Below are 17733 nucleotides of genomic sequence, written 5' to 3' on the forward strand. Positions count from 1 at the left end.
ACAGCGTGCTCGTGATCGGCGCCGGCGGGCTCGGATGCGCGGCGGGGATCGCGCTCGCGCGCAGCGGGATCGAGCTCGACGTGACGTTCGTCGATCCCGATCGCGTCGAGCGCAGCAACCTGCATCGCCAGGTGCTCTTCGACGATCGCGACGTCGGGCATCCGAAGGCGGAGCGCGCTGCCGAGAAGATGCACGCGATCTCCGGCGGCGCGATCACCGCACGCGGCGTGATCGATCGCGTCGACGTGACCAACGCCGAGGCGCTCTCGCGCGCCCACGACGTCGTGATCGAAGGCACCGATCGCCACGAGTCGAAGTTCCTCGCGGCCGACGCCGCGGCGCTCGCGCGCACCCCGGTCGTGCACGGCGGCGTGGTGCGCTGGGCGGGCTGGGCGATGGCGAGCACGCCCTTCGAGAGCGCGTGCCTGCGCTGCGTCTTCGAGGACGTGCCGCGCGACACCGACGTCGAGACCTGCGCCGAGGCCGGCGTGATCGGCCCCGCGGTCGGCATCATCGGCGCGCTCGAGGCCGCGCTCGCGGTCCAGATCCTCGAGGGACGCCGCGAGGCCGCGGGCGTGCTCCATCGCTTCGACGTTCGCACCGCGAGCGCCCGCACCAGCCGCGTGAAGTCGCGCGCGAGCTGCCCGCTGTGTGGAGAGCGCGCGACCATCCGCGCGCTCGACGAAGACCGCTACGCCGCGCGTGCATGCGCGACGTGACCCGTTCTGCTCGGAAGACAGAGCCGTTCAGGAGAAGAGAGCCATGACGATCAAGGTCCGCATCCCCACCCCGCTCCGCACCCTCACCGGCGGTCAGGACGAGGTCAAGGCCGAGGGCACGACGGTGCGCGCGGTCATCGATCACCTCGAGGCGCAGTACCCCGGCCTCAAGGATCGCGTCTGCGACGAGAAGGGCGTGCGCCGCTTCGTGAACGTGTTCCTCAACGAAGAGGACATCCGCTTCCTCGACGGCCTCGACAGCGCGGTGCGCGCCGGGGACTCGGTCGAGATCATCCCCGCGATCGCCGGCGGGTGATCGTCGATGCTCGCACGAGCGCGTCGCATCGCTGACGTCACCGAGGCGGTCGGCAACACGCCGCTCGTGCGGCTGCGTCACCTCGAGGCGAAGGAGTGCCCGGGCGTCGAGCTCTGGCTGAAGCTCGAGTACTGCAACCCGGGCGGCTCGGTGAAGGATCGCCCTGCCCTGCAGATGATCCGCGATGCGATCGCGAGTGGTCGCCTCACCAGCGACAAGATCCTGATCGACAGCACGAGCGGGAACACGGGCGTCGCGTACTCGCTCTTCGGCGCGGCGCTCGGCATCCGCGTGCAGCTCGTGATGCCGAGCAACGTGTCGCAGGCGCGCAAGGACATCACGCGCGCGTTCGGCACCGAGCTGATCCACAGCGATCCGATGGAGGGCTCGGACGGCGCGATCCGCCTCGTGAAGACGATCGTGGACGAGAATCCCGATCGTTACTTCTATCCGGATCAGTACTCGAACGCGTCGAACCCGCGCGCGCACTACCTCGGCACGGGGCGCGAGATCCTCGAGCAGGTCGGCGATCGCCTCACGCACTTCTGCGCGGGGCTCGGCACGACGGGCACGATGATGGGCACCACGCGCCGCCTGAAGGAGCGCTCGAGCGCAATCCAGTGCGTCGCGCTCGAGCCCGCCGAGGCGATGCACGGGCTCGAGGGGCTCAAGCACATGGGCAGCTCGATCGTCCCGCCGATCTACGACCCGACGATCTTCGACGAGATCCTGCCGGTCCCGACCGAAGAGGGCTGGGACATGGCGGACCGCATCGCGCGCGAGGAGGGCCTGCACGTCGGGCACTCGACGGGCGGCAACGTGTGGGGCGCGATCCAGCTCGCGAAGCGCATCGAGCGCGGGTGCGTCGTCACCGTCGCGTGCGATCGCGGCGATCGCTACTTCGCGCCGATGCGATGGGAGAAGCGCTATGAGTGGTGAGAAGCCGTGGATCGAGGGTGATCTCGCGATCACGAAGAGCGCGATCGACGCGATCTACGCGCACGCGAAGGAGACGTACCCGAGCGAGTGCTGCGGGTTCGTGTCGGGCCCGGCGGACGACGTCGCGCGCTGCGACGAGGCGGTGCGCGAGGTGAACGAGGCGGACAAGTACCATCGCCTCGACCCCGAGCGCTTCCCGCGCACGGCGCGCACGTACTTCAAGATCCACGAGCTGCGCGCGGCGCGCGCGTTCGAGCGCGGCGAGGCGAGCGGCAGGCCGATCAAGGTCATCTACCACTCGCACTGCGACGCGGGCTCGTACTTCAGCGCCGAGGACGCGGCGACGTTCGCGTCGGAAGGCGCGCTGATGTGGCCGTGCGCGTTCGTCGTCGTGAGCGTGATCGAGGGCGAGCCCAAGGGACATCAGCTCTGGGTGCACGTCCCGGGCACGAACGAGTTCCGGGAAGCGCCGATCCGCACCGTCGAAGGCTGAATCGCGCGAGTTCAACGGCTCGCTGCGCAGCCAGCTCCCGTCCGTGCCCGAGACGGGCACTCCCGTCCGCCGGCTGCTTCGCGAGCACTCCTGTCGAGTCCCGATTTCAACGGCTCGCTGCGCAGCCAGCTCCCGTCCGTGCCCGAGACGGGCACTCCCGTCCGCCGGCTGCTTCGCGAGCACTCCTGTCGAGTCCCGATTTCGGCCGCAGAACGCGATTTAGCGGCGCCCGATCGCGTCCAGCGCGCGCTGGACGCGGTTCTAGGCCGCCGAATCGCGTCCAGTGGCCACTAGAGCCAATTCTCCGGCTCCCAACCGCTTCAATTCCGCTCTGACTGCGTGTGGGGGATTCCCAATCGCCTTCTGGGCGCGCTGGAGGCGAGTTGGCGGCGCGAAATCGCGTTCTCGGCGCCGAGGAAGCGGTCCGGCGCGACGGCTCCTGGGACGTCCCCGGAGACTCGCGCGGCGTGGGCCCAAACGCATCGAGCCCGCGCTCCCTTCGGGAGGCGGGCTCATCTCGCCTTGCGGCGGGACTGCGATCCCTCGAAGGGATCAGCTCTGGGGCGCCGAGTCCTGCTCGACGTTGCGGCTCTGCTTGAGGCGGGCGGCCTTGCCCTCGAGCTCACGCAGGTAGTAGAGGCGGCTGCGGCGGACCGCGCCACGGCTCACGATCTCGAGCTTCTCGATGCGCGGCGAGTGCTGCGGGAAGATGCGCTCCACGCCGACGCCGAAGCTGACCTTGCGGACGGTGAACGTCGCGCCGATGCCGCCGCCGTTCTTGCGGATGACGACGCCCTGGAAGACCTGGACGCGCTCCTTCTCGCCCTCGCGGATGCGGTAGTGAACGCGCACCTGGTCGCCGGCGCGGAAGGTCGGGAGCTGCCGCTGGAACGCGGCCGCGATCGCGGTGATCTTCGGAACGGTATTGGACATGTCGGACGACTCTCGAAGGGGCGCAGTGACTAGCATCGCGTCCTTGCTCAGTCAATCGCGAGAGCCCAAGACAGCCACACCATGCTCGAGATCGGACAGCAAGCCCCCGCGTTCTTCGGACGCGATCAGAACGGCAACGAGGTGCGCTCCGAGGATCTCCTCGCGAAAGGCCCGGTCGTTCTCTACTTCTACCCGAAGGACTTCACGCCCGGCTGCACCCGCGAGGCGTGCATGTTCCGCGACGCGTTCGAAGATCTGCAGGGGCAAGGCGCCACGATCGTCGGCGTGAGCGCGGACAGCGGCGAGAGCCACAAGCGCTTCGCCGAGCGGTACCAGCTGCCCTTCTCGCTGCTCTCCGATCCCGATCGGAAGCTCGCGCGCGACTACGCGATCGTGCGCCCGCTCGGGCTCGGCGCGCGGCGCGTGACCTTCGTGATCGGGCGCGACGGGAAGATCCGCGGCGCGTTCCACCACGAGATCTCGATGTCGCGCCACGTGACCGACGTGAAGGATCTCCTCACGCGCCTGCAGGGCGAGACCAGCGCGTCCGCCGGGCGCTGATCAGCGATCGCCGAGCAGGCGATCGAAGGTGATCGCGGCCGCGGCGCGCACCGAGAGGTGGTTGTAGTCCGAGCCCGGCTGGATCGGCGCGAGCACCACGTCGGCGCGATCCATCAGCGTCGAGTGCAGCCCGTGCGCGGTGCCGAAGAGGATCAGCACGGGCCGCGCGGACGTCTCGAGCAGCGCGCGGCCGTCGGCCCACGACGTGAGCGTCTTGCCGGGCGGCGCCTTCGCGGCGGTCACCCAGAGCGCGGGCGCGCTGCCCTCGCGCTCGGCGATCGCGGCGATCGCGGCATCGACGCTCTCGATCGGCGCGCAGATCGACAGCGCGCGCGTGCGCTCCGGGACCCGACGCGCGCCCGCGCCGTTGGCCCAGTGATCGAGGATGCGCTCGACGAGCAGGCGCTGCGCCGCGATCGGCGAGACGACCCAGTAGCCGGCGAGCCCGAACGTGCGCGCGCTGCGCGCGAGATCGTGCACGTCGACGTTGGTGATCGCCGACGCGATCGGGTGCCCTGCGCGATCGCGCACCGGGTGATGCACCAGCGCGCAGTGCACGCGCGCCTTCACGCGCCCTCTCCTTCGCGGCGGATCGCGTCGAGGAGCTTCTGCTCCTCCGCGTCGGGCGGGAACGTCTCGAGGAGATCGGGACGTCGCGCGAGGGTGCGGCGCAGCGACTCCTTCTTGCGCCACTTCGCGACCTGCGCGTGGTGCCCGCTGAGCAGCACGTCGGGCACCTTCTCGCCGCGGAACTCCGCGGGCCGCGTGTAGTGCGGGTACTCGATGCGCCCCTGCGCGTGGGACTCCTCGTGCGTCGACTCGGGGTTGCCGAGCACGCCCGGGAGCAGACGCCCGACCGCCTCGACGATGACCATCGCGCCGACCTCGCCGCCCATCAGCACGAAGTCGCCGAGCGAGATCTCGCGATCGCAGCGGATGCGTGCGCGCTCGTCGACGCCCTCGTAGCGGCCGCACACGAGCGTGAGCGCCTTCTGCGTGCTCGCGAGCTCCCGCGCGATGCGCTGGGTGAAGGGCTCGCCCTGCGGCGTGAGGAGGATCCGCAGCGGTCGCGCCCCACCGTCCTCGCGCGCGCTCTCGCGTGCTTCGGCGGAGTCCATCGCGTCGACCAGCGGGCCCGGCATCATGACCATGCCGCTGCCGCCGCCGTAGGGCGCGTCGTCCACGGTGCGGTGGCGATCCTTCGTGAACTCGCGCGGCGTGATCGGATGGATCTCGAGCGCGCCCGACTCGACCGCCTTGCCCACGAGCCCGGTGCGCACGAACGAGTCGAGCATCTCGGGCAGCACGGTGACGACGTAGAAGCGCATCTTCATCCTGCGGCGGGATCGACGGGCTCGAAGTCCGCGGTGTGCGCGACCTCGATGCGACCGCCCTCGACGTCCACGTCGATCACGTAGGGCTCGATGAGCGGGATCTCGATGACCCCGCGCGCGGTCGGCACCCGCAGGCAGTCGACGCTCGGGTACGAGAGCACTTCGTCGACGACGCCGAGCTCCACTCCGTCTTCGACGACGCGGAGGCCGATCAGATCGACGTGGTAGACCTCGTCCTCGTCGGGCTCGGGCATCCACGCGCGACGCGCGGCGATCTCCGCGCCTCGCAGCGCCTCGGCCTGCTCGACCGTCGTCACGCCCTCGAGCCGCAGCACGTCGGCGTCGCCGCTGCGCTTGCTTTCGAGCACGGCGTGCTCGCGATCGCCGGACTTCGCGCGCACGACGACGCGCTCCAGCTCGAGCAGGAGCGGCGAGTCGGGGTTGAATCGGTGGACGCGGACTTCGCCGCGCACACCGTGCGGTCGCGTGATCGCGCCGAGGACGACGACGTCGTCGCTCTCGGCCCGCAGGTCGCGCCCCACGGTGGTCGCCTCGTTACTCGAGGATCTCGAGGATCGCGCGCTTGCGCAGGCGCGCGGACGTCGCGGCGAGCAGCGTACGGATCGCACGCGCGGTGCGCCCGTCCTTGCCGATCACCTTGCCGAGATCGTCCTCGGCGACCGAGAGCTCGTAGACGGTCGCGCGATCGCCGTCGACCGCTTGCACGCGCACCTCGTCGGGCTCGTCGACGAGGTTGCGCGCGATGAACGTCAGGAGCTCTTCGAGCTTCGGCTCGTCCATGGACGACGAAGCGCTCAGGCGATCGCCTGGGTCGCGCGGCGGTAGTCGTTCAGCACGTGGCGAACGCGCGTCGAGGTCTGCGCGCCCACGCCGACCCAGTGGTCCACGCGGCTGAGGTCGATGCGCGCGGTCTCGATCGGCTTGGCCGGATCGTACGTGCCGATCTGCTCGAGGAAGCGCCCGTCACGCGGGTTCTCCGAGTCCGTGACGACGACGTGGTAGTAGGGGCGCTTCTTGGTGCCGAAGCGAGCGAGCCGGATCGTGACCATCGATATGCCTCGAGAACAGAGCGTAGAACGCAGAAGCGCCCAGGACGGGCGCCGAAAGGGTCGCGAAAGCTAGCGGAGGCTCCTCGGAGCGTCAAGGACGGGCCCGTGAGCACGGTGGTCAGCGCGGTGGCCAGGCGCTAGAACGGGGCGCGATGTCGATTGCCTCCGGCTCTCGCCGCGCGATGCTCGTCGGTCTCGTCTCGCTGATCGCCCTCACGCTCGCGGGCGCATCGTGCTCCGGGGGCACGCGCGAGACCACCCCGAGCGCGCCCGAGGTCGCCGAAGCCCGGCTGCCGCGCACCGATCTTCGGCTGCTCGTGGTGACCGACATGATGGGCTACCTCGAGCCCTGCGGGTGCACGAGCCGGCCGCTCGGCGGGATCGATCGCCTCGCGGCGGCGGTGCGTGCGCAGCGCAGCGGGGACGTGCCGACGCTCTTCCTCGCGGCGGGTGATCTCTTCTTCGACGGGACCTCGCACGGAGTCGAGGGCGCCGAGGCGGCGACGCAGGAGATCTGGAAGGCGGAGACGATGGCCGACGTGCTCGGCGGGCTTCAGCTCGCGGCCGCGGTGCCCGGTCCGCTCGATCTGCGCTTCGGTGCGACGACCTTCGACGCGCTCGCCGAGCGCGCGTCGTTCCCGCTGCTCGCGGCCGGCGTGCGGATCGCGCGCGGTGCTGGGGAGCCGAGCGCACCGGCGCCCGAGCCGCGGACCCTCGAGGCGCGCGTGATGCGCGAGGTCGGAGGCGTGCGCGTCGGGATCGTCGGGCTCTCCGAGATGACCGACGTCGCGGGCGTGATCGCGAGCGAGACCGATCTGATGGAGGTCGCGCGTCGCGAGGTCGCGGCGCTGCGCAGCGAGGGCGCGCAGCTGGTGCTCGTGCTGGCGCGCGCGCCGCGGCGCACGGTGCGTCGCATCGCGAGCGACGTCGAGGGCATCGACTTCGTGGTGCAGGCGGGGCTCGACACCGCGGAGCCGCACCTGCCGGCCGACACCGGTGGCGCGACGATCCTCCACGCGTCGCACCACGGTCAGGGTCTGCTCGTCGTCGATCTCGCGCGCGGGGAGCGCGGGCAGTGGATGGACGCGAGCACGTGGACGCGCACCGCGGAGCGCGATCGGCTGCGCGAGGAAGCGGACACGCTGCGCACGCGCATCGGTGAGTGGGAGCGCGATCCGAACGTGTCGGAGGCCGACGTGGTGCAGCAGCGCGCGCGCCTCGCGGAGCTCGAGGAGCGCATCCGTGCGGTCACGCGCGCGCCGGAGATCCAGACGCCCGCGTTCGCCGCGCGCTTCGTCGAGCTCGCGCCCGAGGCCGAGCGCGATGCCGCGACGACCGGCGTGCTCGATCGTTACTTCCGGCGCGTGAACGATCACAACCGCGAGGCGTTCGCCTCGCTCGTGCCGCGCCCCGCGCCCGAAGGGCAGCCGAGCTACGTGGGCACCCAGGCGTGCGGCAGCTGTCACGCGGAGGAGCTCGCGTGGTGGCGCACCACGATGCACGGGCAGGCGTACCGGACGCTCCAGGAGCGTCACAAGGAGTACAACCTCAGCTGCGTCGGCTGCCACGTGACCGGGTACAACCAGCCCGGCGGATCGACGGTGGCGCACGTGGGCCCGCTGCAGGACGTGGGCTGCGAGAACTGCCACGGGCCGGGCTCGCAGCACGTTGCGGATCCGCAGGGCGCGCACGTGAACGTGCGGCTCGACGCGCCGGAGGAGGTCTGCGTGCGCTGCCACAACACCGAGCACAGCGACCGGTTCCACTACCCGACGTACCGTCGGATGATGATGGCGCCCGGGCATGGCATGCCCTCGGCGTCGGCGCAGGGCGCGGCTGCGGAGGGCAGCTGACGTGCGCGTCGCGCTCGTCGTGATCGCGATCGTGATCGCGGGGTGCGGAGGCGCGCCACGATCGCGCGCCACGACGAGCAGCGCGACGCCGGTCGTGCTCCCCGTGAGCGACTGGCGCGCGGCGTACTCGGATCGTCGCGCGCTGCGCTCGATGGTGGGCGCGGCGAGCTACTACCACGACTCGCTCGCAGGCCGATCGACCGCGAGCGGCGAGCCGTACGATCCGACCGAGTACACTGCGGCGAATCGCGATCTGCCGTTCGGCACCGTGCTCCGCATCGTGCGCATCGACACCGGACGCTCGGTGATCGTGCGGGTGAACGATCGTGGCCCCTTCGGTCGTCGCCGGCGCTTGCTCGATCTCTCGCGCGCAGCCGCGGAGGAGCTCGGCATGATCGAGCGCGGCGTGGTGCGGGTGCGCGCCGAGGTGCTCGAGCTCGGCGAGCGTTAGATCACGAGCCCGATCAGCAGGCCCATCAGGAAGACCACGAGCGCGAGCGCGACGATCATCGGCAGCGTGCGCAGCGGCTCGGGGACCCGATCGAGCCACGGCTTCGGCCCGGGCGGCGCGCTGGTGCGGCTCGAGAGCGTGGAGCCGGCGTGGATCGCGGTCTGGATCTCCGCGAGCGAGATCGCCGGCTGCGTGGTGATCTCCGACGAGTAGTCGAGGTCGCTCGCGGGGCGCGGCGCAGGCGCTTCGATCGCGCTCACGATCTCGGTGCGCCCTCCGTCGAGCGGCGCGACGTCGAGCTCGTCGTGCTCGCTCGGATCGAAGCGCACGCCGCCCGCGAAGGGCTCGAGCGCGCGCGCCAGCGTGGCGACCGAGTCGGGGCGCATCGCGCGATCGCGGCTGAGCGCGGCGCGCACCAGTGCATCGAGCTGCGCGGGCACGTCGGGACGCACACCGCGCAGCGGCGCGGGCGTCTCGTGCATCACGAGCCGGAAGAGATCGGGAAGCGTCTCCGCCTCGAAGGGCACCCTCCCCGCGATGCCCTCGTAGAGCATCACACCGATCGAGTAGACGTCGCCGCGCGCGTCGACCTTGCCCGGCTCGAGGATCTGCTCGGGCGCCATGTAGAGCGGGCTGCCGAGGAACACCCCGGCGTGCGTGAGCTCGCGCCCGTCGACCGGCTGCTTGAGCTTCGAGATCCCGAAGTCGAGCACCTTCGCGCCGCCCGGCCATCCGCGTCGCGGCGCCGCGAGGAACACGTTGTCGGGCTTCAGATCGCGATGGATGATCCCGCGCTCGTGCGCCGCCGCCACGCCGCGCAGCGCGGGCATCAGCGTCGCGATCACGCTCTCGACGCGATGGGGGCCGCGCGCGAGGAACGCGGTGAGCGGCTCGCCGCTCAGCAGCTCCATCACGAGGAAGAGCGTCCCGCGCTCGCGTCCCGCGTCGAACACCGCGACGACGTTCGGATGATCGATCTCCGCCGCGGCGCGCGCCTCGCGCAGGAAGCGCGCGGTGAGCGACTCGCTCGATGCGAGATCGGGGCGCAGCCACTTGATCGCGACGCGCTTGCCGGTGAGCTCGTGCGCGGCCTCGTACACCACGCCGGTCGCGCCCGAGCCGAGCACGCGCGCGATCACGTAGCGTCCGCCGACTCGCTGGCCGGGACGCGGCAGATCCTCGTGCTCCAGGCCCTCGAGATCGCTCACCGGGCCCGAGTCTGACTCGCGTCAGCCGTGCCGTACCAGCTGGAGCAGCACGTCGGGCATGACCGGCTTGAGCAGCCAGCGATCCAGGAGCCCGGGCTCGGCGCGCTCCCCGAGGTGCTCGCGCGCGTAGCCGCTCATCGCGACGAGGCGCATGCGGCGCTCGGGATCCTCGGCGCGGATGGCGCGCGCGAGCGTGAACCCGTCGAGCTCCGGCAGCCCGAGATCCATGAGCACGAGATCCGGCCTCTCGCGCAGCGCGAGCTCGAGCCCGCCACGGCCGTCCGCCGCTTGCAGCACCTCGAGCCCGGCGTGCTCGAAGTAGAGACGGATCATCTCGCGCACGTCGTCGTTGTCCTCGACGATCAGCACACGCCGGAGCGCTGGTGCGCTCGTCTCCGCTTCGGACATCGCCGTCGCATCTAGACGCAACCGCGGACCCTCACAAGCGGGGTCGCTCGTGACGTGACGCCCCACCTGAGGCACCGGATCGCGCGCCGCACGGTCTCACGTCGCTCGATCCGAGCACGCTCTCACGTGGCTCGGTGCTTGCCTCGTTGGGAACCCTGCGGCGGAGGAACGTTGAGCCATGCAGCTCGAGGGCATCACGGCGCTCGTCGTCGACGATCACAGGGACACGCTGGAGCTCGCGGGCATGGTGCTCGAATGGGACGGTGCTCACGTTCTGGAAGCCAAGTCTGCGGAGGAAGCTCTGAAGTTGCTCGATCGGAACGCGGTGGACGTGGTGGTCTGCGACATCTACCTGCCTCGGCTCGACGGCCGCGCGTTCGTGCGCGAGCTGCGCCGGCGGCACGATCAGAAGCGCGAGATCCCCGCGCTCGCGGTGTCGGGTGATGCGGATCCCGAGCGCGTCCAGCTCGCGCTCGACGCGGGGTTCGACAAGTTCCAGGCGAAGCCGCTCGATACCGACGTGCTCGTCGAGCAGGTGCGCAGGCTGGTGGGACGGTGAGCGACGGAGCGGTCCGCACGCGCGCCGCGCGGGTGCTCGTCGTCGAGGATGCGCCCGACCTCCGCGCGCTCTACGTCACCTGGCTCCTCGGGCACGGCTACGACGTCGACGAAGCGTCCGACGGCCGGCGCGCGTGGGAGCGCATTCGTGCGCGACGGCCCGACGTGGTGCTCCTCGATCTCGGCCTGCCCACGATCGATGGTCAGCGCGTCGCGACGTGGCTGCGCCTCGATCGACAGCGGCGTGCTCCGGCCGTGATCGTGATCACGGGACAGCTCGAGCCCGACGCGATCCAGGCGGCGCGCGATGCGGGCGTCGACGCGGTGCTCTTCAAGCCGTGCGGCGAAGCCGAGATCACCGAGGCGATCGAGGCGCAGCTCGCGCGCATCGCGCACGCCGACGCGCGCACCGGGTCGAGCACGGCGTGAGGGAAGCGGGCGTGATTCCCTCACATGTGATGGGTCGCGCGGCTATCCTGATGGCTCGATGCGCAAGAGGACGCAGTCGCGTGTCGCGCGGATCGCCGTGCTCCTCGAGGGCGACGTTCCGCGCGTGGTGACCACCATCGCGCCGGGCGCGGATCTGCCCAAGCTCGCGCGCGAGCTCCTGCAGGCGCGACCGAGTGGGACGCGCGTCGTGCTGCGGAACGCGTGGGGCGAGCCGGTGCTCGAGTGGACGCGCGGCGCGGACGGCGCGATCGACGAGCACTACCGCGCCGCGGCGGTGATCAGCGCGCCCTCGAGCCCCCCGGCCTCTTGGCTGCGCGACGACGAGAACGGGGAGCCCGAGGACGACGACGAGTAGCCGTCCTCACGCCATGCGGCGTGCAGCGCGGATCGGCGCGAGCGCGCGCTCGATCGCGACGAGCAGGCCGGCGGGCGAGACCGGCTTCTCGAGGATGCTCGCGAAGAGCTCGCGGTCCGGGATCATCACGTCGTGGATCGAGCGCGTGAGCAGCACGACCCGCGGCGCGTGCGGCCCGTGTTTGTCCCGCAGGCGCGTGCAGAGCGTCGTCGCGTCGAACTCACCCATGCGGTGGTCGGTGATCACGGCGTCGAAACGGACGGTCGCGAGGACGTCGAGCGCCTCGCGTGGCGAGGTGAAGCCGCGCGCGCGGAAGCGCGCCCCGGCGAGGGTCCGCAGGACGAGGTTCACCCGCGGTGGTCGGTCGTCGATCACGGCGACCCGAGGCTGGCCGATCAGCGAGTCGGTGGTGTGCACGATCGCCGGGACATCGTCGCGTGCACGCACGCCACAACGCTCCGTGCCCAGGGGCACGCTTGCACCGCGCGGCCCGGCTCGGTTAGTACTGCCGCTCTCCGGAGGTCCCCATGCGCTCGTCCTGGCTCCCGTGCTCGCTCGTGATCGCCGCCTTCCTCGCGCTCGCCGGCTGCGGAGCGGGAGCCGTGGGTGAGGCGTGCGAGCGTCCGGGAAGCACGGACGACTGCGTCGACGACGCGATCTGCGCGACCGACCCGTCGGACACCGGCGATGCTGCGGATCCGGTGTGGGACTCGTACACCTGCCGCGCGCTCTGCGTCGACGAGAGCGACTGCCCCGCCGATCAGGAGTGCCGCGGCGTGACGGGCGCGTTCGCGACGCGGGCCTGCCAGCCGGTGCGCTGAGCTCGGGACACGGGACTTCCGCGCGCGTGCCGCCCTACCCGAAATCCGAGAAGAGCGCAGCGCAGATCGTCGCGGCGGCGACGCGGGTGCTCGCGCAGAAGGGCTACGCGCGCACGTCGCTCCTCGACATCGCGCGCGAGGCCGGCATGTCGAAGGGCGCGCTCCACTATCACTTCCCGACGAAGGAATCGCTCGTCGAGAAGGTGCTCGAGAACGCGCTCTCGACGATCACCGATCGCACGCTCTCGGCGTGGGAGCAGGCGGCGAGCGACCCGTTCCAGGTCGATCTCTTCGAGGCCATGCGCACCGCGATCCGCGAGCTCTGGGAGGTGCGTCGCACGCGCACCGACGAGGTCGCGGTCATCGCCGATCTGCTCGCGCAGGCGCTCTACGATCCCGCGCTGCGCCCGCGCCTCGCGGAGTACTACCGCACCGCCGCGGAGCAGGTGAACGAGCGCCTCTTGCCGAACCTCGCGCGCGTGGGGCTGCGCCCGAAGGTCGCGCCCGAGATGCTGCCGCGCATCCTCGTCGGGCTGCTCGACGGCCTCGTGATGCAGCACTTCGTCGACGACCACGCGATCGACTCGGGCGAGCTCGTGAAGGCCGTCGAAGCGATGGCCGGCGCGCTGTTCGAGCTCGCGCCGCCTCCTCCGAGCGCGTGATGGCCGATCCGTTCGAGGCGATCCTCGCCCAGGACACGGCGGTCGCGATCCTGCGCGCCGCGGTCGCGCGCAACCGTCTGCCGTCCGCGTACCTCTTCGAAGGACCGAGCGGCGTCGGCAAGCAGAAGGCGGCGATCGCGCTCGCGCAGGCGATCATCGGGGCCGACGCTCCCGACGCCTCGCGCGCCGAGGTGCTGCGCCGCATCGGCGCGGGCACGCACCCCGACGTGCGCCTGTTCCGCCCGCGCGACGAGGGCGATCGCAACATCCAGGTCGACACGGTGCGCGAGCAGATCCTGCCCTTCGCGCAGTACGCGCCGTTCGAGGCGAAGCACGCGTTCCTGATCCTCCCCGAGGCCGACGTCTCGTTCCCCGAGAACCACCCCGAGGGCGCGAACGCGCTGCTCAAGACGCTCGAGGAGCCTCGCCCCGGCGTGCACTTCGTCCTGCTCGCGGAGCGCCCCGATCGCCTGCTCGTGACGATTCGCTCGCGCTGCCAGAAGGTCCGCTTCGCGCGCCTTCCTCCGAATGCGCTCGCGACGATCCTCGATCGCGAGAGCGCCGACGCGGCCCACCGCACCGCGGCGATCGCGCTCGCGGACGGGCGCGCCGATCGCGCGATCTCGCTCTCGCAGGAGGGCGCGGCCGACGCGCTGCTCGAGGGCGCGCTGCGCATCGACGAGGTCACGTCGCGCGGGGTGCCCGGCGAGCTCATCGGGCTCGCCGAGGAGCTCGCGAAGAACGCCGACGTCGAGCACGTGCTCGACGCGCTGAGCACCTACTATCGCGACGTCGCCGCGGCCGCGCTGGGGCTGCCCGACGACGCGCTCGCGTTCCGGCACCAGGCCGAGCGCATCCGCGCGCGCGCCGAGGTCGTCGGCGCCGAGCGCGCGGCGCGCGCGTGCGAGCGCATCCGCGACGCCGAGGAGCGCCTCGAGCAGAACGCGAACAAGGAGATCCTCCTCGGTCGCGTGCTCTTCGAGATCGGCCGCTGACACGGGGTCTGGCGCGCGGGCCGAGCGCGGGTACGCTCGCCGTCCCTCCGATGCAGCCGAAGCCCTTCTACGTCACGACGCCCATCTACTACGTCAACGGCAAGCCCCACATCGGGCATGCCTACTCGACCGTCGCCGCCGACGTGCTCTCTCGCTACGCGCGGGTGCGCGGGCGCAACGCACGCTTCCTGACCGGCACCGACGAGCACGGGCAGAAGATCGAGCGCGTCGCCGCGGATCAGGGCCTGCCTCCGGCCGAGTACTGCGACCGCATGATCCCGGCGTTCCGCCAGTGCTGGGAAGCGCTGCACTGCGAGTACGACGACTTCATCCGCACCACCTCGCCGCGCCACATGCAGTTCGCGGAGGAGATGTGGCGCCGCTGCGAGGCCGCGGGCGACATCTACCTCGGCGAGTACGAGGGCTGGTACTCGGTCGCCGACGAGACGTTCTACACGGAGAAGGAGCTCGTCGACGGCAAGGCGCCGACCGGTCGTCCCGTCGAGCGCGTGAAGGAGCCGAGCTACTTCTTCCGGCTCTCGAAGTACACCGACAAGCTGCTCGCGTTCTACGAGGCGCACCCCGACTTCGTGCGCCCCGAGGGCCGCTTCACCGAGGTGAAGTCGTTCGTGCGCGAGGGGCTGCGCGACCTCTCGCTCTCGCGCACCACGTTCCGCTGGGGCATCCCGGTGCCGGGCGCGCCCGACCACGTGATGTACGTGTGGTTCGACGCGCTCACGAACTACGTGAGCGCGCTCGGCGGCGATCACGCGCCGCTCTACTCGGAGTTCTGGGAGCCGAACGCGCGCGCGGTGCACCTCGTCGGCAAGGACATCCTGCGCTTCCACGCGGTGTACTGGCCCGCGTTCCTGATGAGCGCGGGGCTGCCGCCGCCCTCGCAGGTGTGGTCGCACGGCTGGATGACCGTGAACGGCGCGAAGATGAGCAAGACGGAGGGCAACTTCCTCCCGCCCGAGCCCATCGCCGACGCCGTCGGCGCCGACGCGCTCCGCTACTACCTGATGCGCGACATCGCGTTCGGTCAGGACGGCGACTTCAGCCACCAGAACCTGCTCGCGCGCTACCACGGCGATCTCGGCAACGGGCTCGGGAACCTGCTGAACCGCATCGTGTCGAGCATCGTCCCGAAGAGCCTCGACGGGCGCGTGCCGCGCATCGACGTGAGCGCGCTCGGCGATCGCGAGAAGGAGCTCGTGCAGACCGCGGAGCGCGCCGCGAAGCGCGCCGGGCAGCTGCTCGACGACATCGCGCCGCACCGCGCGCTCGAGGCGATCTGGGAGCTCGTCGCGGCGGCGAACAAGTACGTCGATCAGACCGAGCCGTGGCAGCTCGCGAAGAAGGGCGACACGCGCCGTCTCGAGGAGGTCAGCTACGCCGTGCTCGAGTCGCTGCGCTGGCTGAGCGTGATGCTCTGGCCCTTCCTGCCGGAGAAGAGCGACGCGATGCGCGCGCAGCTCGGCCTCGCGCCGATGATGCCGACGGTCGGGCTCGACGGGTGGCCGAGCGCGTGGGGCGGGCTCGTCGGGGGGACGCAGGTGCGCCCGGGCGCACCGCTCTTCCCGCGCTTCGACGAGGACCAGCAGCGCGCGATCTACGAGCGGCTCGGCGCGCCGATGCCGGATGCGCTGAAGAAGACGTCGGCGGGCACGCCCGCTGCGAAGAGCAAGAGCGAAGCGAAGAAGAGCGAGCCGAAGATGGAAGCGAAGCCCGAAGCGAAGAAGGAAGCCCCGGCCCTGCCCGAGGGCGTGATCTCGATCGACGATCTCGTGAAGGTCGACATGCGGCTCGGCCTCGTGAAGAGCGGCGAGCGCGTGCCCAAGAGCGACAAGCTGCTCGAGCTGAAGGTCGACATCGGCGAGCCCGAGCCGCGCACGATCCTCGCGGGCATCGGCAAGCACTACGAGCCCGAGCAGCTCGTCGGCCGGCGCATCGCAGTGGTCGTGAACCTCGCGCCGCGCCCGATGATGGGCCGCACGTCGCACGGCATGGTGCTCGCCGTGAGCGACGACGCGGGGCTCAGCGTGCTCTCGCCCGACAAGGAGATCACGCCCGGCGTCAAAGTGAAGTGATGTTCGTCCCGCCGCCGCTCGCGCCCACGATCGAAGCTGCGCTCCGCGACGTCGCGGCGCGCACGCCGGAGGCGCGCGCGGCGGCGCTCGAGGTGCTCGCGACCGTCGACACCGACGAGCTCCGGGCGCGCGCGATCGAGGCGGCACGCTCGAGGCTGGACGACGAGGCCGCGGTGGTGCGCGTCGCTGCGCTGGTCGCGCTCGGACGTCTGCGCGACGACGCGTCGATCGACGCGATCCTCGGGAAGCTCGAGCGCGACGACGATCCGGTGGTGCGCGAGGTCGCGCTGATCGCGGCCGCGGAGATCGGCGGCGATCGCGCGCTCGACGCGGTGACCGCGGCGCTCGAGGATCCGCGCCCCGAGGTGCGCTTCCAGGCGGTCGCGGCGATCGCAGAGCTCTCGCCGGAGCGCGCATCCGGGCACGTGCTGGAGCGGCTCGAGGACGACGACGCGCGAGTGCGCGCCCACGCGGCGAGCTCGCTCGCGCTGCTCGGCGATCGACCCGCCTCGCGCGACGCCCTCGCGGCGCGCCTCGATGATCTCAGCGCCGAGGTGCGCGCCGAGTCGGCGCTCGCGCTCGCCACGCTCGGCGACGATCGCGCGGTGCCCACCCTGCGCCGCCTGCTCGACGATCCCGAGCGCGGCCTCGCCGCGGCCGAGGCGCTGGGCGCGCTCTCTCCCAAGGGCGCAGCACGCGACGACCTCGCGCGCATCGCGCGTGCGTTCCTCAAGCCGCTGATGCTCAAGGCCGCTGCGTCCGCGGCGCTCGCGCGCGCCGGTGACGCGCGCGGCGTCGAAGGCCTTCGCAGTGTGCTCAAGGCCCTGCGCGCCGACGGGCGCACCTACGCGGTGGTCGCGATCGGCGAGCAGCGCATCGCCGCGCTGGTGCCCGAGATCGTCGCGCTCGCCGATCGACCGCGCGGCGCCGATCCCGTCGCGATCGCCGAGACTCTCGCGCGCTTCGCCAACGAGAGCCCCGAGGCGCGCGCTGCGCTCGAGCGCCTCGCGACCCGCGACGACGAGGTGGGTGCCCGCGCGAGAGAGCTGCTCGCGTGACGTCTGGATCCGTGGCACCAGATCGTCCGATGTTGCGCCGCTCGTTCGTCGCCCTGCTCGCTGCCCTGCCCTTCGTCGTATCGAGCGCGCGCGCCCAGGACGCGACGGTCACCGGCACGATCGAGCGCGTCGACACCGCGCAGAACGCGATCGTGATCCGCGCCGCGAGCGGCGAGCGCACCGGTCGACTGAGCCCGCAGACGCTGATCACGATCGACGGCTTCCCGGGCGACGTGCGCGATCTGCGCCCTGGCCAGCAGGTCTCGGCGCAGTTCGCGCTCACGCGCGGCGGCGCGACGCGCTCCGACGTCGTGCGCATCGACGTCCGCACCCGCCGCTGACCAAATCCGCGTTCGAGGACGCACTGGGGCGAGCCCGTGTCTCGACGCGGTGCACGCCGTCTCGCGACGAGGTCCGTCTTTCGACGGGAAATTCCGTCTCGCGACGAGCCCAGCCGTC

The 17733-nt window shown here is 71.5% G+C and carries 25 protein-coding genes; 16 read left to right on the top strand and 9 right to left on the bottom strand.

Features of this window, described 5'->3' with window-relative positions; all coding sequences use genetic code 11:
- Positions 1–5: 5 nt before the first annotated feature.
- Genes I5071_RS12300 through I5071_RS12315 form a run of 4 tightly spaced genes read left to right on the top strand, consistent with a single transcriptional unit; the run spans position 6 to position 2467 of the window.
- Positions 6–719 (top strand): HesA/MoeB/ThiF family protein, encoded by a 714-nt coding sequence (locus I5071_RS12300; RefSeq protein ID WP_236605625.1) that lies wholly within the window; start codon positions 6–8, stop codon positions 717–719.
- 43 nt (positions 720–762) lie between these two features.
- Positions 763–1035 carry a ubiquitin-like small modifier protein 1 gene (locus I5071_RS12305; RefSeq protein ID WP_236605626.1) on the top strand — a complete coding sequence of 91 codons (273 nt, stop codon included), beginning with the start codon at positions 763–765 and terminating at the stop codon, positions 1033–1035.
- Positions 1036–1041: 6 nt separating this feature from the next.
- Positions 1042–1974: a PLP-dependent cysteine synthase family protein gene (locus I5071_RS12310; protein ID WP_236605627.1), complete on the top strand. Its 933-nt coding sequence runs from the start codon at positions 1042–1044 to the stop codon at positions 1972–1974.
- Positions 1964–2467, top strand: a complete 504-nt coding sequence (locus I5071_RS12315) for a Mov34/MPN/PAD-1 family protein (protein ID WP_236605628.1) — start codon at positions 1964–1966, stop codon at positions 2465–2467. The genes I5071_RS12310 and I5071_RS12315 overlap by 11 nt, the downstream gene beginning before the upstream one ends.
- A 552-nt stretch (positions 2468–3019) precedes the next feature.
- Here I5071_RS12315 and rplS read toward each other — a convergent pair.
- Positions 3020–3400 (bottom strand): 50S ribosomal protein L19, encoded by a 381-nt coding sequence (rplS, locus tag I5071_RS12320; protein WP_236605629.1) that lies wholly within the window; start codon positions 3398–3400, stop codon positions 3020–3022.
- An 81-nt stretch (positions 3401–3481) separates the two neighbouring features.
- Here rplS and I5071_RS12325 point away from each other — a divergent pair, with 81 nt between their 5' ends.
- Positions 3482–3961, top strand: a complete 480-nt coding sequence (locus I5071_RS12325) for a peroxiredoxin (protein WP_236605630.1) — start codon at positions 3482–3484, stop codon at positions 3959–3961.
- Here I5071_RS12325 and I5071_RS12330 read toward each other — a convergent pair whose 3' ends face one another.
- The 5 genes from I5071_RS12330 to rpsP are packed head-to-tail and all read right to left on the bottom strand — an operon-like array spanning position 3962 to position 6365.
- Complete coding sequence (locus tag I5071_RS12330) at positions 3962–4531, bottom strand: RNA methyltransferase (protein WP_236605631.1); 570 nt, start codon at positions 4529–4531, stop codon at positions 3962–3964.
- The gene (gene trmD, locus I5071_RS12335) at positions 4528–5295 is read right to left on the bottom strand and encodes a tRNA (guanosine(37)-N1)-methyltransferase TrmD (RefSeq protein ID WP_236605632.1); all 768 of its coding nucleotides are present in this window, start codon (positions 5293–5295) and stop codon (positions 4528–4530) included. Before trmD ends, I5071_RS12330 begins: the two co-directional genes overlap by 4 nt.
- The gene (gene rimM, locus I5071_RS12340; protein WP_236605633.1) at positions 5292–5837 is read right to left on the bottom strand and encodes a ribosome maturation factor RimM; all 546 of its coding nucleotides are present in this window, start codon (positions 5835–5837) and stop codon (positions 5292–5294) included. The genes trmD and rimM overlap by 4 nt, the downstream gene beginning before the upstream one ends.
- A gap of 13 nt (positions 5838–5850) precedes the next feature.
- Entirely contained in the window at positions 5851–6096 is a 246-nt protein-coding gene (locus tag I5071_RS12345) for a KH domain-containing protein (protein WP_053233989.1), read from the bottom strand.
- A gap of 14 nt (positions 6097–6110) precedes the next feature.
- Positions 6111–6365, bottom strand: coding sequence for a 30S ribosomal protein S16 (gene rpsP / locus I5071_RS12350; protein ID WP_236605634.1), 255 nt, complete (start codon positions 6363–6365; stop codon positions 6111–6113).
- Positions 6366–6517: 152 nt separating this feature from the next.
- Here rpsP and I5071_RS12355 point away from each other — a divergent pair, with 152 nt between their 5' ends.
- Positions 6518–8218, top strand: a complete 1701-nt coding sequence (locus I5071_RS12355; protein WP_236605635.1) for a multiheme c-type cytochrome — start codon at positions 6518–6520, stop codon at positions 8216–8218.
- Positions 8169–8669 (top strand): septal ring lytic transglycosylase RlpA family protein, encoded by a 501-nt coding sequence (locus I5071_RS12360; protein ID WP_419249633.1) that lies wholly within the window; start codon positions 8169–8171, stop codon positions 8667–8669. Before I5071_RS12355 ends, I5071_RS12360 begins: the two co-directional genes overlap by 50 nt.
- Here I5071_RS12360 and I5071_RS12365 read toward each other — a convergent pair.
- Positions 8666–9877 carry a serine/threonine-protein kinase gene (locus I5071_RS12365; protein WP_236605637.1) on the bottom strand — a complete coding sequence of 404 codons (1212 nt, stop codon included), beginning with the start codon at positions 9875–9877 and terminating at the stop codon, positions 8666–8668. The two genes, I5071_RS12360 and I5071_RS12365, sit on opposite strands and share 4 nt — an antisense overlap.
- Positions 9878–9898: 21 nt before the next feature.
- A complete protein-coding gene (locus tag I5071_RS12370) occupies positions 9899–10285 on the bottom strand; it encodes a response regulator (protein ID WP_236605638.1) in 387 nt (128 codons plus the stop codon).
- Between the two features lie 178 nt (positions 10286–10463).
- Here I5071_RS12370 and I5071_RS12375 point away from each other — a divergent pair, with 178 nt between their 5' ends.
- From I5071_RS12375 to I5071_RS12385, 3 genes are read left to right on the top strand one after another with little or no spacing between them, the layout of a single operon-like run.
- Positions 10464–10844 (top strand): response regulator, encoded by a 381-nt coding sequence (locus I5071_RS12375; protein ID WP_236605639.1) that lies wholly within the window; start codon positions 10464–10466, stop codon positions 10842–10844.
- Positions 10841–11272, top strand: a complete 432-nt coding sequence (locus I5071_RS12380; RefSeq protein WP_236605640.1) for a response regulator — start codon at positions 10841–10843, stop codon at positions 11270–11272. The genes I5071_RS12375 and I5071_RS12380 overlap by 4 nt, the downstream gene beginning before the upstream one ends.
- Before the next feature lie 58 nt (positions 11273–11330).
- The gene (locus I5071_RS12385) at positions 11331–11648 is read left to right on the top strand and encodes a hypothetical protein (protein ID WP_236605641.1); all 318 of its coding nucleotides are present in this window, start codon (positions 11331–11333) and stop codon (positions 11646–11648) included.
- A gap of 6 nt (positions 11649–11654) precedes the next feature.
- On the opposite strand, the gene I5071_RS12390 is transcribed toward I5071_RS12385, so the two are convergent.
- On the bottom strand, positions 11655–12095 hold the full coding sequence (locus I5071_RS12390) for a response regulator (protein WP_236605642.1): 441 nt from the start codon (positions 12093–12095) through the stop codon (positions 11655–11657).
- An 80-nt stretch (positions 12096–12175) separates the two neighbouring features.
- On the opposite strand from I5071_RS12390, the gene I5071_RS12395 reads away from it, so the two are divergent.
- From I5071_RS12395 to I5071_RS12420, 6 genes are read left to right on the top strand one after another with little or no spacing between them, the layout of a single operon-like run.
- Entirely contained in the window at positions 12176–12469 is a 294-nt protein-coding gene (locus I5071_RS12395; protein ID WP_236605643.1) for a hypothetical protein, read from the top strand.
- Between the two features lie 26 nt (positions 12470–12495).
- Positions 12496–13131, top strand: a complete 636-nt coding sequence (locus tag I5071_RS12400) for a TetR/AcrR family transcriptional regulator (RefSeq protein WP_236605644.1) — start codon at positions 12496–12498, stop codon at positions 13129–13131.
- Entirely contained in the window at positions 13131–14126 is a 996-nt protein-coding gene (locus I5071_RS12405) for an ATP-binding protein (RefSeq protein ID WP_236605645.1), read from the top strand. Before I5071_RS12400 ends, I5071_RS12405 begins: the two co-directional genes overlap by 1 nt.
- Before the next feature lie 50 nt (positions 14127–14176).
- On the top strand, positions 14177–16216 hold the full coding sequence (metG, locus tag I5071_RS12410; protein ID WP_236605646.1) for a methionine--tRNA ligase: 2040 nt from the start codon (positions 14177–14179) through the stop codon (positions 16214–16216).
- Positions 16216–17274, top strand: a complete 1059-nt coding sequence (locus I5071_RS12415; protein WP_236605647.1) for a HEAT repeat domain-containing protein — start codon at positions 16216–16218, stop codon at positions 17272–17274. The genes metG and I5071_RS12415 overlap by 1 nt, the downstream gene beginning before the upstream one ends.
- A 29-nt stretch (positions 17275–17303) precedes the next feature.
- Positions 17304–17615 (top strand): hypothetical protein, encoded by a 312-nt coding sequence (locus tag I5071_RS12420; protein WP_236605648.1) that lies wholly within the window; start codon positions 17304–17306, stop codon positions 17613–17615.
- Positions 17616–17733: the final 118 nt, after the last annotated feature.

Source organism: Sandaracinus amylolyticus (assembly GCF_021631985.1).
GTDB classification, from domain to species: Bacteria; Myxococcota_A; Polyangia; order Polyangiales; family Sandaracinaceae; genus Sandaracinus; species Sandaracinus amylolyticus_A.